The organism is Lysobacter niastensis (assembly GCF_031457115.1).
GTDB lineage: Bacteria > Pseudomonadota > Gammaproteobacteria > Xanthomonadales > Xanthomonadaceae > Lysobacter_J > Lysobacter_J niastensis_A.
In genome coordinates this window covers 264,983-278,738 of record NZ_JAVDVY010000001.1, presented here as the reverse complement: position 1 = coordinate 278,738, position 13,756 = coordinate 264,983, and the positions used below count along the sequence as shown (strand labels likewise).

Below are 13,756 nucleotides of genomic sequence, written 5' to 3'. Positions count from 1 at the left end.
GTCTCAGCCCTCGTCCAGCAGCGCGCGAATCGCGGCGAAGCCCGCGACGGCACGCTCCTGCTTGCGGGCGGCATCGGCGACGGGATCGGCACCGTCGCGCTGGATCTCGGCGGCCGGAAGCTCGTCGAAGAAGCGGCTCGGCCGCAGTCGGATCTTGTCGCCCCAGCGCTGGGTCTCGCGCGAATGCGAGAGCCACAACTGCTCCTTGGCGCGGGTGATGCCCACGTAGAGCAGGCGGCGCTCCTCTTCCAGCGAGCCTTCTTCCAACGCCATCTCGTGCGGCAGCGTGCCGTCCTCCATACCGACGATGAAGACGTAGCGGAACTCCAGGCCCTTGGCCGCGTGCAGCGACATCAGACGCACCTGATTGCCGGCGTCGCCCTTGTCGGCATGCGACAGCAGCGCCAGCTGCGCGGCCAACTCACCGGGCCCTGCACCCTTGCCGCCCTCGAACCACTCCGACAGTTCTTCCAGGTTCTCCTTGCGCCGCTGGTAGCTGGCCTCGTCCTTGCATTGCGCGCGAATCGCGGCGAGCAGGCCGCTCTTTTCGGCCAGCACGCGCACCAGTTCGCCGGGCGCGATCCGCTGCGCCTCGCCACGCAGGTGGCGGATGATGTTGGCAAAGCCGTCGAGCGCGTTGGATGCGCGCGGCGCCAGTTGCTTGAGCAGGCCGATCTGCTCGCAGGCACGCGACATCGGCATGCCCGCGTGCTGAGAAAGTTCCGCCAGCTTGGCCAGCGTGGTCGCGCCGACTTCGCGCTTGGGCGACTGCACCGCGCGCAGGAAGGCCGCGTCGTCGTCCGGATTGGCGATCAGGCGCAGCCAGGCCAGCGCGTCCTTTACTTCGCCGCGTTCCAGGAATGCGGTGCCGCCGGAAAGATGGTACGGCACGCGCAGCAGCTGCAATGCCTTCTCCAGCGCGCGGCTCTGGTGATTGCCGCGGAACAGGATGCAAAAATCGCTCCACGGCGCCTGCTTGGCGGCGGCGAGGAAGTGGATCTCGCCGGCGACTTTCTCCGCCTCGTGCGCGCCATCGCGGCATTCCCACACACGGATGCGCTCGCCGTCGGCCTGGTCGCTCCAGAGCGTCTTGGGGTATTCGTGCGGGTTGTGTGCGATCAGGGCGTTGGCCGTGCGCAGCACGCGGTTGGAGCAGCGGTAGTTCTGCTCCAGCTTGACGATCTGCAGCGCCGGGTAATCCTTGCCCAGCTGCAGCAGGTTGTCGGGGTTGGCGCCACGCCAGGCGTAGATCGACTGGTCGTCGTCGCCCACGCAGGTGAACAGCCCCTTGTCGCCGGCCAGGGCCTTGAGCAGGCGGTACTGCGCATCATTGGTGTCCTGGCACTCGTCGACCAGGAGGTAGCCGATGCGTTCGCGCCACGCCAGTCGCACGGACTCGTCGGATTCCAGGATCTGCACCGGCAGGCGGATCAGATCGTCGAAGTCGACTGCGTTGAAGGTGTTCAGCCGCGCCTGGTAGCGCTGGTACAGCAGCGCCGCTTCCATCTCGCGCGGGCTCTTGGACACCGCCAACGCCTCTTCCGGCGACAGGCCGGCGTTCTTGGCGCGCGAGATCAGGTTGCGCATGTCGTCGATCGCGTCGGGCTTGCTGCCCGGCGGCAGCAGGTCCTTGATCTGCGCGGCGCTGTCGTCGCTGTCGAACACCGAGAAGCCGCGACGCAGGCCGGCCTTGGCGTGGTCGATCTGCAGGAACTTCAACCCGAGCGCGTGGAAGGTGCAGACAGTCAGCCCCTCGGCTGCGTCGCCCTTGATGCGCTTGGCGACGCGCTCCTTCATTTCCTTCGCCGACTTGTTGGTGAAGGTGATGGCGGCGATGCGCCTGGCCGGCATGCGGCCGGACGAGATCAGGTGCGCGATCTTCTCGACGATCACGCGCGTCTTGCCGCTGCCGGCGCCGGCGAGCACGAGCAGGGGGCCGTCGGTGTTCAGGACGGCGGCGCGTTGAGGGGGGTTCAGACCGTGCATTTAGTCGTGTTTACTGCCGCGGACGCGGCGGCGTATTGTGCCAGTACCGACCTGCGACCTGTCGCGGCCACGGGGCTGGGCTATTCAGGCGAGCAATGGACCTGAACGAGCTTCACACCCGCTGGACGGCCGCGATGTCCCCATCCGACGAGGTCGCCGTCGGGCCGCTGGAGTTCGCGGCCAGCACCTCGACAGCAGCGGATTTGGCCTCATCCGATCCGCGATGAGTGGTGCTTTCCCAGAGCCATGTTTCGCGCTGTGATGGCATCGAGCCCGATTCTCTCCGAGCAGGAGGTTGAACATGAATACGTATTGCAGAAAGGGAGCATGGCTGGCCGTCATGCTGGGCCTGGCCGCCTTCGGCGCGTCAGCCGAGCAGTCGTCCACCCAGGAACCACTCAAGCTTGTCACCCCCGATTTCATGGGAGTGGATGGAGAACTGAAGGGAGCCATCGGTCACCCGAACGAGGAGTGGCGCCTGCACGGACTGAAGTCCTACCTGAGCGGCCACTACGACGAGGCCGTGACCCGGTTCGAACGCGCGGCCTTTTATGCCGACAAGTACTCGCAGCACTACCTGAGCCTGATCTATTGGTATGGCGAGGGCGTACCTGTCGACAAGGCTCGCGCCTATATCTGGGCCGACCTCGCGGCCGAGCGTGGCTCGGTACCGCTGCTTGCGATCCGCGAAAAGATGTGGGCCGGCCTGACACCGCAGGAACAGCAGCAGGTAACGTCGCTGGGACCGGATTACTACGCCAGGTACGGTGACGAGACCGCCCAGCCGCGCGCCGAAACCGAGATCCGCCGCTTCGCGCGCAGCATGACCGGAAGCCGGTTGGGCTATCGCAACCAGCAGATCGACATCACCCAGGGCGGCCCGATCCAGGGAACGTTCGGTAATTCGACGTCCGGCATGATGACCGCTTCGGCCAACTCGGCCGGCACCGTCGAGGGCGATGAGTTCTACTCCGCCGAGCGGACCCAGATGGACACGTACTGGGCCGCACAGGACGCCGAGCTCGGCAACCGGGGCAGCGTCGGCATCGGACCGGTGGCACCGGCACGGAACACCAAACCGTAACGCCGACCCTCAAGGCGCTTCTTCCTGCGGATGGCGAGTGCGCCATCCGCAGGCGTAGCAGGCGGCGCATGCAGGCCCAAGTGGACGCGGATCCCCCCTTAGACTGGTGGCCCCGCCCGCACAAGGACTGCCATGCGCCTGGGCCTGGCCGCGAACCGTCTCCACCACCTCGGCGAAGAGGCTGCCCTGTTCCGCTGGCTGCGTGCCTGCGAAGCGGGCATCCGCGAACTCGACCTGCATCTTCACGCCGTGGGACGCACCTGCGACGCGATCGTCGCGGCGGGCATGCTGCCGGGCTACGGCGGATTGCGACGCTATCCCTACGGCCGCGAAGGCGGCCTGATGAACCTGGTGGCGGAAGTCGTCGGCCTCGGTGAACCGCAGCGCACGCTCGACGGCGCGATCTACCTGATCGATCCGGTCGATCCTTCCTCGACGTTTCCCGAAGCGGTCGCGCTCAAGCGCCAGTGCGTGATCCACGGCAAGCCGTTCATCACCACCGTCGCTGGCGCGCGAGACTGGATCGAGGTCGCGCGCATCCAGGCCGGATATGCGCCTGATCCCGGTGCGGACAGCCTTCATGCATTCGAATTGCAGACGATCGCACTGATCGCGCACGACGCGATGAAGCCGCAGATGCTGGCCTATGCCGCCGAGCACTTCGACCTGCTGTCGCGCTTCGCGCGTCGCGTCGCCACCGGAACCACCGGGCAGCGCCTCAACGAGATGGCGTGGAGCCGCGGCTGGCCGCAGGAGCAAACCTGGGCTCATCGCTACGAAAGTGGTCCGATGGGCGGCGACGCGCAGATCGCCGACCTGGTGCTGGAACGACGCTGCCAGCGCGCGATCTTCTTCGAGGACCCGCACGTGGCGCGCCAGCACGAGGCCGACATCCAACTGCTCGAGCGCGCCGTCACGACCGTCACCGACGACGCCGTCTGCGTCACTTCGCCGGCGGTGGCGCAACACTGGGCGATGGCCGCAATGGCCCGTGTACGCCGTAAAAATTGACGTGGCGTCATCGCGACGGCGCAATGCGCCATGACGCCTTCCCGGCGGATTTGCTGGCGGCATCGAACCGGGCGTATCGTCCTTGCGGAAGCGGTCGCATCGAGACCGCCCATGCAGTGGAACTCCGGACAAGGAGCACGACATGGCCCGTCGGACCACGCGTTTTTCCAGGTATTTCACGATCGCCCTGGCGATGGCATTGGCGCTGCCCGCCGCGCGCGCCGGCGAGCAGCACACGCTCACCCTGGACACTTACGAGACCGCCTTACTGGAGGCTTCCGGGCACCCCAACGAGCTCAACCGCTGGCACGGTCTGTGGGCGTATCAGAACGGCCGCATCGACGAGGCCCGCGAGTTTTTCGAGCGGGCCGCGATGTACGGAGACAAACTCTCGCAGCACGCGCTGACGCTGATGTACTGGAACGGCGATGAAGGCGCCGCCCGCGATCCCGTCGTGGCTTACGTATGGGCCGACCTCGCGGCCGAGCGCGGCACCAGCCAGGACCTGCTGCACCTGCGCGAGCGGATCTGGGACGAGTTGACCCCCCAGCAGCGTCAACAGGTGCGCGAGATCGGACCGGGCTATCACGCGCGTTATGGCGACGCGGTGGCGCAAAAGCGCATGAACGCCGAGTTGCGCCGCTTCATGCGGAACCAGACCGGCAGCCGCGTCGGCGCGCAGACATCGAAGCTGGACATATGGCTGGGTCCTCCCGACCCGTGGTCGGGAAGGGGCATGTCGGGTTTCGGCCAGATCAGGACGACCGGCACGGAATACTACGCCGCCCGTCGCACCGAGCCCGCCGCGTACTGGAAGGCCGAGGACAAGCATCTGCGCGCCCTGTTCGAGGCACGGGTCGAGATAGGCGAGGTGCGCAAGGCCTCCGACAGGGACGACGACCGCGACGGCCATTAAGCGTGCGCTGGAGTCGCAGGGAAGGATGGCGTAACGTCCGCCAAAATTTCGTGCCGGACCGAACATCTACCGATCACCCGACAAGGAGCACGTCATGGTTTCGCATGCTGCAACGTTGTTGTCGATCGCCCTCGCGCTGGTGCTGATGCCGGCGCAGGCCATGGAGGGACCCACGCAGGAAAATCCCGTCACCGAACCGCGGGCCATCAACTTCGACACCTACAACACCGCCGTGCTGCAGGCCTCGGGACACCCCAACGAACTCAGCCGCTGGCACGGCATCTGGACCTACGACAACGGCCGCGTCGACGAGGCACGCAGGCATTTCGAGCGGGCGGCGTCCTACGGCGACAAACTGTCGCAGCACTTCCTGACGCTGATGTACTGGAACGGCGACGGCGTCGATCGCGACCCGGCCCTGGCCTACGTCTGGGCCGACCTGGCCGCCGAGCGCGGCAACAACGCGGACCTGCTGCAGATCCGGGAACGTATCTGGAACGGGCTCGATCCGAACCAGCAGCGCCGCGCGCTCGAGATCGGCCCGCAATACTTCGCCAGGTACGGGGACGACGCGACGCGCAAACGCGCCGATGCGGAACTGCGTCGGTTCATGCGCACCCAGACCGGTTCCCGCGTCGGCCTGCTGACATCGAAGCTGGACATATCGATGGGGCGCCCCGAATTGTGGGCCAGCGGCGCCCGCTCCAGCTTGGGCCCGGAAAAGACGATCGGCGCCGAGTATTACGCCGCTAACCGTACACGTCCTGCCGCCTACTGGCAGGGCGAGGATCTCAGCCTGAAGGCGCTGCTCAGGCAGATCGGCGCAGGCCAGGTCAACGTGGGCGACGTGCGCAAAGTGCCCGCCGCCGACAAGGCCGACCCAGGGCAGGACGCCGACAAGTAAGGCACTGGACGACGGGAGCGCCGCCGCGTGCGACGACTCCCGCGTCGCATGTCAAGGCGTGCGGCCGCATGAGCCGACTCACTACACTGTGCCCATGGCCAAGCTCTACTTCTACTACTCGGCGATGAACGCCGGAAAGACCACCACGCTGCTGCAGTCGGCGCACAACTACCGCGAGCGCGGCATGCGCGTGGCGATCCTGACGCCACGGCTGGACGACCGTGCCGGCGCGGGCACCGTGGCCTCGCGCATCGGCCTGCGCGCCGACGGCATCGCCTTCGATCGCGACGACGACCTGGAAACGATCATCCGGCGCGACATCGTCGCGCACGGCGCGCTGCATTGCGTGCTGGTCGACGAAGCGCAATTCCTCAGCAAGGCCCAGGTGTGGCAGTTGACCGAGGTCGTCGACCTGCTGCGCATCCCGGTGCTGTGCTACGGGCTGCGCACGGATTTTCGCGGCGAGCTTTTCGAGGGCAGCCAGTACCTGCTGGCATGGGCCGACGAGATGACCGAGATCAAGACCATCTGCCACAGCGGCAAGAAGGCCACCATGGTCGTGCGCGTGGATGCACAAGGCCGCGCGGTGCGCGAGGGGCCGCAGGTCGAGATCGGAGGCAACGACCGTTACGTGTCGGTTTCGCGTGCCGAGTACAAGAAGGTGATGCGCGGCGAAGGCGAAATCGAGCCGCTGCAGCCGTCGCTGCCGTTGTAACCGGCCTGCGTCCGAAGTCAGCGCCGGGCGACGCGCTCGGCCTGGCACTCGCTGCTGAGCTCGGCGATTTCCCGGGCCACCGCGCTGCCATCGGGTTGCATCTGCTGCAGCCTGCCGCGCAGGTTGCTCAGTGTGCGCGCCGCGCGATCCTGTTGTGGACCACTGCAACGCAGTTGCGCCGCATAACCGCCAGCCAGCCAGGCCACCTGCCGCAATGCGGGATCGTTCGCCGCAATAGCAGCGAGGCTGTCCAGTTTCACCAGCGCGGCCTCATCGCCGTCGAGCGCCTGTTGACGGGCCAGGGCCAACTCGGCGCGGCGCGTGCCGGCATGTGTGGGGCCGTAGCCGTTGCGGGTCAAGCGCACCGCGTTGGCCAGATGCCCCATGCCCGCCGCGTGCTCGTTCATCGCCACCAGGATTTCGCCCATGAGCCTGTCGGTATCGCCCACCACGGGGTACTCCGCGCCAAAGCGCAGTTCGCGCAGCTTGCGCGACTCCTGCAGCAACGGCCGCGCGTCGGCGTCGCGTCCGAGGGCGTGCAGCACCTGGGCCTGGTCGAAACGCACCTTGGCCAGCAGTTCGTCGCGACCTGCGCGTCGGTACATCACCGCCGCCCGCGACAGCGACGCCAGGGCTTCGTCGACCTGGCCCAGCTCCCATTGCACCAGAGCGAGTTCGTGATAGCTCTCCGCCAGACTCTCATGCCCGGGGCCGTGCCGCTCGACCAGCCGCCGGTGTACCTCGCGCAACTCACGCGCGGCATCGGCAAAGTGGCCTTGGTCGACCCGCGCTTCGGCCAACTCGCGGCGTACCTGCAAGGTCACCGCATGCTGGGCGCCGTTGAGGTCGAGTGCGATCGCCAGCGCGCCAATCAGGTCGCGTTCGGCGCCCTCCGGCTGGCCAATCTTCCGCTGCAGCATGGCCAGGTTGCGATGCAGGGGGATCAGCAGCGGATGACGGTCACCCGCGGCGTTACGCAACTGGTTCAGCGCATCGCGATACCGATTCAATGCAAGCGCGTTCGCGCCCACATCGACCTGCAATCCGGCCAGGTCCATCCGGTTCTCGACTTCGCCGACGGTATCGCCGATTTCACGGCGCAGTGCCAGTGATCGCTCGAACAGCTGCCGTGCACCCTGTCTTTCGCCGTTGGCGCGGCGACAGCGGCCCAGCTGCGAATAGAACGCGCTCGACTGCGACGGCAGCTGCGCCTGCTCGCGCCGCACCGTCGCCAGCTGCGGCAGCATCAGATCGATGCACTCACGGGCGTCGCCAAGCTGCCCCAGCACCTGGCCGCGCAAGGTCAGCGATTCCAACAACAAGCTCAACGGGATCGAGCCGGTGTTGGCGATGATCGCGGCCTGCCGGTCGAGCAGCGCTTTGGCCTCTCGATAGTCGCCCAGGCCGATGCGGCCGCGTGCGATCACCCCGAACAGTTCCGCACGTGCGCGTGGCTGGCGTGCCAGCTCGCGATTGCCACGCTCGACGGCGGCGTCGAGCAGGCCGCGAAGGTCGAGCGACTGCCCTTCTGCCGACCCCCCCGCGCTGGCGAACAGGCCGACCATGAAGTCCTGCATCGCCTGCGCGCGGCTGGCCTCGGCCACCGCCTGGCGCGCCTGCCAGGCCACGATCAGCAGCGCCATGCTCAACACCAGCGCAACCACCGACCCGGTCGCCAGCGCCCAACGATGGCGATGCACGTACTTGTTGAAGCGGTAGCCCAGGCTTTGCGGACGTGCCTGCACCGGCCGCCCGGAGTCGTAGCGCTGCAGGTCCAACGCCAGCGCCTCGACGGAGGGATAGCGCTGCTCGGGTCGCTTGGACAGCGTCTTGAGCACGATGTTGTCGAGGTCGCCGGCGAGCTGGCGCGCGCGGCGTCGCAGCAACGGCGTGTCGGCCTCGGCGTCCTCGGCATGGCGCTGCACCGTCTGCGAGGGTCGTTGCGGATCGGCGGCGAGGATCGCCTCCTCCCACTCCGCATCGGTCTGGCGCTTGAGCTTGTAGGGCTTGGTGTCGGTGAGCAGCTCGTACAGCACCACGCCCAGCGAGTACACGTCGGTCATCGTCGTGACCGGCTCGCCGCGGATCTGCTCGGGCGCGGCGTAGTGCAGCGTGAAAGTGCGCACGCCGGTGCGCGTCTGCTCGACCATCGGCGCATCGCTGTCGAGCAGCTTGGCGATGCCGAAATCGAGCAGGCGGATGTCGCCGCCCGGCGTCACCAGGATGTTGGACGGCTTGAGGTCGCGGTGGACGATCAGGTTGGCGTGCGCGTGGCTGACCGCGTCGCAGATCTGCTGGAACATGCGCAGCCGCGCTTCCAGCGGCGTGCGGTGGTTGCGGCAGTAGTCAGTGATCGGCTCGCCTTCGACGTACTCCAGCGCGAGGTACGGCAATCCGTCGCTGCTGACGCCGGCATCGAGCAGGCGCGCGATGTGCGGATGCGCCAGCCGTGCCAGGATCTGCCGCTCGCGCGTGAAGCGCAGCCGCAGGTTGGTGTCGGTCAGGCCGGGACGCAGCAGCTTCAGTGCGACGCGGCGCTGGTACAGCCCATCGGCGCGCGCCGCCAGCCAGACCTGGCCCATGCCGCCTTCGCCGAGCATGCTTTCCAGCCGATACGGACCGATCTCGCCGCCGGCGCGCGCCCCCAACAGCGGCGCAACCAGCGGCTCGGCCATGAAGTCCTCGCTGTCCTGCTCCAGCGCCATCAGCGACTCGACTTCGTCGGCCAGCGCCGGGTCCACGTCGCGCAGCACGCGCAGTCGCTCCACGCGTTCGTTGGCGTCCAGCTCGAAGAGCGTGTCGAGCAGGGGAGACAACCGTTGCCAGCGCTCGGTGTCCATGGAGGCTCAGGTCATCACTGCGCCGGAAGCAGTCGCGGACGTAACGCGTCGGGCCCGTCGCGGAGCCAAGCCCGAGCCCGAACGTGGAGCGCGGGAAGACATGCGGGCCTCAGGTTTCTTTCAGCGAGGCCAGCAGGTACAGGCGGGCCTTTTGCCAGTCGCGGCGGATGCTGCGTTCGGAGCGTTGCAGCAGCGCGGCGATTTCGAGTTCGGACAATCCGGCGAAGTAGCGCAGCTCCACCACGTGCGCCAGGCGCGGGTCGACGCCGGCCAGCTTGGTCAGGGCCGTGTCCAGGCCGAGTGTCTCCTCGTCCAGGCGCAGGCCGCCTTCGACGTCGTCCGGTAATTCGGTGACGCGGTGCAGGTCGCCGCCGCGCTTTTGCGCCAGTCGTTGGCGTGCGTAATCGACGACGACGCTGCGCATTGCCGAAGCGGCGTAGGCGAAGAAATGTGCGCGATCGTCGAACTGCGCCTCGCGGCGTCCGACGAGCTTGAGATAAGCCTCGTGCACGAGCGCGGTCGCATCGAGTGTCTGGCCGTGCTGGCCGGCGAGTTGCCGCCGGGCCATCGTGTGAAGCTCCTGGTAGAGCGTGGACAGGACGCGATCCAACGCGCCGCGGTCACCTTCACGTGCTGCGTCCAGCAGTAGCGTGATGTCGGCGGTATCGGCCATGACTCCCCCACTGGTTAGGGGTCGACTATAACGCGTCCCCCATCGGAGTGGCGTGTGAAGAACTGGCACCGAAATTGCGTGAACAGGCTAGTCGGTGGCGTGCTCAACGCTGGCAGTGGGTGCACCACACCGTGGCGCGCTGGCCGATGGGCGCCTGTTTAAGGGGGCGTCCACAGCGCGGGCAGGGCTCACCGCCGCGGCCGTAAGCCGACAGTTCCTGCTCGAAGTAGCCCGGCGCACCGTCGGGGCTGATGAAGTCGCGCAACGTCGTGCCGCCGCGGGTGATGGCGTGGCCGAGGATGCGGCGGATGGCGTCTGCCAGCTGCGCATAGCGATCCCTCGAGACCTTGCCGGCCGCGCGCAGTGGCGACACGCCAGCCGCGAACAACGCCTCGGCCACGTAGATGTTGCCGACACCGACCACGACCCGCTGGTCCATCAGGAAGGTCTTCACCGGCGCGCTGCGCCCGCGGCTCGTCGCGAACAGGTAGTCGCCATCGAAGTCTTCCGAAAGCGGCTCCGGACCCAGCCCTGCCAGCAATTCGTGCACCTCCCCGGGCGCCTGCCACAGCAGGCAGCCGAACCGTCGGGGATCGTTGAAGCGCAGCAGCCGGCCCGAATCGAGCGCGAGATCGACGTGGTCGTGCGCGCGCACCGGCGTATCGGCCGGGACCACGCGCAGGTTGCCCGACATGCCCAGGTGCAGCAGCGCGCTGCCTGCGACGGTATCCAACAGCAGGTACTTGGCGCGGCGGCGCACGGCGTCAATGCGCTGGCCGGGCAGCACCTCGGAGATCTCCGGCGATATTGGCCAGCGCAGGTCGGGCCGGCGCAGGGTCGCGGCGGTGACGATGCGGCCCTCGACATGCGGCGCCAGGCCACGACGGGTGGTTTCGACTTCAGGTAGCTCGGGCATGCCACCAGCGTACTATTCACGTCAAGACAGAACGGTTCGCCAGTGCCCCCAACCCAGGCCAATGCCAACCCTTCCCCGACGATGCCACCGCCGGGAGAGGCGCTGCTTGTCTACGCATTGGGCGAACTGGAACAGGCCCACACCGCCCTGGGCGAACCGGGCGAGGCCGTGCACGAGGGCGTCCATCGAGCCCGCAAGGCACTGCGCCGGACCCGCGCAGTGCTCAATCTGGGTAACGGCATCCTCGGCCCCGGAGCCGCACTGATCGACCGCGGGCTGCGCCGCACCAACACCGGCCTGTCGGACCTGCGCGACGTGCATGCCCTGGTCGAAACGCTGGAACGCCTGCTGGAAGGCAAGCTTGGCGACGAGACGCGACAGTGGCTGAAACAGGGCCACGACGCCGCGGTAGCCGCGCGTGCCACCCGCGCCGAGACCGAGTTGCTCCTGGACCCGGACCTGGTCCAGCGGCGCGAACTGATCGCCGTGTTGCGTGCGGCGCTGCCGGCCCTGGCGTGGCAACGGCTGACGCCTTCCGCGCTGCGCGTCGCGCTGGCCGATAGCGACGCGCGGATGCAGGACGCGAAATCGCGCGCGGTCCACACCATGGAGGACGCCGACTGGCATCGCTGGCGCCGGCGCGCCCGACGGGCTTCGCAGCAGCGGCGCGCCCTGGACGCCATTGGCCTCGGTCCGGCGGCCGGCGCCCCGGACCTGTTCGACAAGCGCACCACCGAGCGACTGGGCCAGGCGCAGGACCTGACGCTGCTGCTGGATCACTGCGGGTCCGGCTCCCCGTTCAGTCCGACCGAGCGCGAGGCCCTGCGAAGCTACGCCAAGCCGGCTCTGGCGCGTCTGCGCAAGCGCATTGCCAAGGCCTCAGCTGAATAGCGGCCAGTCCTGACGGCGGGCCTGCGAACGGGCTCGATAATGCACAGATAACGGGCTTGCCAGGGGGCCTGAACGTCCCCATCACAGTTCAAGGCCATACCCGCGCGAAGGGTGCGGCCCTGCTGGCATCATTCGCGCTGGACTGTGCCTGCGCCGGTCCGTCCGTGGTTCTCCGGAGTTTTCAATGTCTGCTTCCCTGCTCGATTTCCTCGCCGGCGGCCTGGTCCAGGCCAGCTGGGGCCAGTTGCTGATCTACTTGCTGGTGGTCACGCAACTGACCATCTTCTCGGTCACGCTGTACCTGCACCGCTCCCAGGCGCATCGCGCCGTCGACTTCCATCCGGTGCTGGCGCACTTCTTCCGTTTCTGGACCTGGCTGACCACCTCGATGATCACCAAGGAGTGGGCGGCGATCCACCGCAAGCACCACGCCAAGTGCGAGACCGAGGAAGATCCGCACAGCCCGATGTTCAAGGGCATCGACACGGTGATGTGGCGCGGCGTCGAGCTGTACCGCGACGCGCGTGGCCAGCGCGAGGACATCGAGAAGTACGGCAAGGGCTGCCCGGACGACTGGATCGAGCGCCACCTCTACACCCGGTACGCGACGTTCGGACCGACGCTGATGTTGTTCATCAGCTTCGCGCTGTTCGGCTTCGCCGGCGTGGCGGTGTGGGCGATCCAGATGCTGTGGATTCCCTTCTGGGCCGCCGGCGTCGTCAACGGCCTGGGCCACTGGTGGGGCTACCGCAACTTCGAGACCACCGATACCGCGACCAACCTGACTCCGTGGGGCTTCTGGATCGGCGGCGAAGAGCTGCACAACAACCACCACGCCTTCCCGAGCTCGGCCAAGTTCGCGCTGCGCAAGTGGGAGTTCGACATCGGCTGGAGCGCGATCAAGGTGCTCGAGAAGCTGCACCTGGCCAAGGTGCTGCGCGTTGCGCCGACACTCGACGTGCGTCCGAACATCGCCATGCCCGACGGCGAGACGCTGAAGGCGCTGCTGGCGATCCGCTTCCAGGCGATGACCGACTACTACCGCAACGTCACCTTGCCCGCCCTGCGCGAGGCCAAGTTCAAACTGCCGCGCAAGCTGCGCCACGGCTTGGCCGACGGCGGCCGCTGGCTCGACGACGACAAGCGCGCCAAGCTGCAGGCCTGGGTGGCCGAGCGTCCGAGCATCGCCACGCTGGCCGACTACCGCCAGCGCCTGGCGCAGGTGCTCGACGACCGTTCGCATGACGCCCAGGCCACGCTCGCGAAACTGCAGGCGTGGTGCGCCGAGGCCGAGGCCAGCGGCAACCAGGCGCTGCAGGCGTTCTCGGCCCGCTTGAAGGGCTACGCGCTGGCACCGGCGCGAGCCTGATCTTGCAGCCGTTGATGCACACGCATCCGCCGAAAAAGCCCGCGCCGTCACGCGCGGGCTTTTTCTTGTCAGGATTTTTTCCTTTGGGCGTGCGTTCGCCAATGCTGCTCGTCGCGCTTGTGTTTGCTCACTCCGCGGTCGCGACTGCACAGGTGAGCGCCACCGGCGATTACCTCTCGCGCATGGACAGCGACCACGACGGCCGCGTCGCGCTGGTCGAATACCAGGATTGGATGAGCTACGCGTTCATGCGCATGGACCTGGATGGCGATGGCGTGCTCACCACCGCCGAACTGCCGGGCGGGCGGGGCAATCCTGTCAGCCTGGTCGAGCATCGCGAGAAGCTGGCGTCCACGTTTGGCCGCCAGGACCGCAACCGCGATGGGTTCCTCGACGCGGGGGAGTTGGCGGCTCCGCCGCAGTAACGACTTTATCGCGTCACTTCGTCGTC

The 13,756-nt window shown here is 67.5% G+C and carries 12 protein-coding genes; 8 read left to right on the top strand and 4 right to left on the bottom strand.

Going from position 1 to position 13,756, the window contains the following annotated elements:
* Nucleotides 1-3: 3 nt before the first annotated feature.
* Nucleotides 4-1,986, bottom strand: a complete 1,983-nt coding sequence (locus tag J2X06_RS01350; RefSeq protein ID WP_310057280.1) for a UvrD-helicase domain-containing protein — start codon at nt 1,984-1,986, stop codon at nt 4-6.
* Nucleotides 1,987-2,287: 301 nt separating this feature from the next.
* Here J2X06_RS01350 and J2X06_RS01345 point away from each other — a divergent pair, with 301 nt between their 5' ends.
* From J2X06_RS01345 to J2X06_RS01325, 5 genes are all read left to right on the top strand, one after another.
* Nucleotides 2,288-3,070, top strand: a complete 783-nt coding sequence (locus J2X06_RS01345; protein WP_310057278.1) for a hypothetical protein — start codon at nt 2,288-2,290, stop codon at nt 3,068-3,070.
* A 132-nt stretch (nt 3,071-3,202) separates the two neighbouring features.
* The gene (locus J2X06_RS01340) at nt 3,203-4,081 is read left to right on the top strand and encodes a methylglyoxal synthase (RefSeq protein ID WP_310057275.1); all 879 of its coding nucleotides are present in this window, start codon (nt 3,203-3,205) and stop codon (nt 4,079-4,081) included.
* A gap of 142 nt (nt 4,082-4,223) precedes the next feature.
* Nucleotides 4,224-4,997 carry a hypothetical protein gene (locus J2X06_RS01335; RefSeq protein ID WP_310057272.1) on the top strand — a complete coding sequence of 258 codons (774 nt, stop codon included), beginning with the start codon at nt 4,224-4,226 and terminating at the stop codon, nt 4,995-4,997.
* 94 nt (nt 4,998-5,091) lie between these two features.
* Entirely contained in the window at nt 5,092-5,901 is an 810-nt protein-coding gene (locus J2X06_RS01330) for a hypothetical protein (RefSeq protein ID WP_310057270.1), read from the top strand.
* A 94-nt stretch (nt 5,902-5,995) separates the two neighbouring features.
* Nucleotides 5,996-6,616, top strand: coding sequence for a thymidine kinase (locus J2X06_RS01325; RefSeq protein ID WP_310057267.1), 621 nt, complete (start codon nt 5,996-5,998; stop codon nt 6,614-6,616).
* A gap of 17 nt (nt 6,617-6,633) precedes the next feature.
* On the opposite strand, the gene J2X06_RS01320 is transcribed toward J2X06_RS01325, so the two are convergent.
* From J2X06_RS01320 to mutM, 3 genes are all read right to left on the bottom strand, one after another.
* Entirely contained in the window at nt 6,634-9,456 is a 2,823-nt protein-coding gene (locus J2X06_RS01320) for a serine/threonine-protein kinase (protein ID WP_310057264.1), read from the bottom strand.
* Nucleotides 9,457-9,565: 109 nt separating this feature from the next.
* Entirely contained in the window at nt 9,566-10,129 is a 564-nt protein-coding gene (locus tag J2X06_RS01315) for an ECF-type sigma factor (RefSeq protein WP_310057262.1), read from the bottom strand.
* Between the two features lie 103 nt (nt 10,130-10,232).
* On the bottom strand, nt 10,233-11,045 hold the full coding sequence (gene mutM / locus J2X06_RS01310) for a bifunctional DNA-formamidopyrimidine glycosylase/DNA-(apurinic or apyrimidinic site) lyase (RefSeq protein WP_310057259.1): 813 nt from the start codon (nt 11,043-11,045) through the stop codon (nt 10,233-10,235).
* Between the two features lie 42 nt (nt 11,046-11,087).
* On the opposite strand from mutM, the gene J2X06_RS01305 reads away from it, so the two are divergent.
* The 3 genes from J2X06_RS01305 (at nt 11,088) to J2X06_RS01295 (ending at nt 13,730) form a co-directional block, all read left to right on the top strand.
* Nucleotides 11,088-11,936, top strand: a complete 849-nt coding sequence (locus J2X06_RS01305) for a CHAD domain-containing protein (protein WP_310057257.1) — start codon at nt 11,088-11,090, stop codon at nt 11,934-11,936.
* 184 nt (nt 11,937-12,120) lie between these two features.
* Nucleotides 12,121-13,305, top strand: coding sequence for a DesA family fatty acid desaturase (locus J2X06_RS01300; RefSeq protein ID WP_310057254.1), 1,185 nt, complete (start codon nt 12,121-12,123; stop codon nt 13,303-13,305).
* Between the two features lie 101 nt (nt 13,306-13,406).
* Nucleotides 13,407-13,730, top strand: coding sequence for a hypothetical protein (locus J2X06_RS01295; RefSeq protein WP_310061133.1), 324 nt, complete (start codon nt 13,407-13,409; stop codon nt 13,728-13,730).
* Nucleotides 13,731-13,756 lie beyond the last annotated feature (26 nt).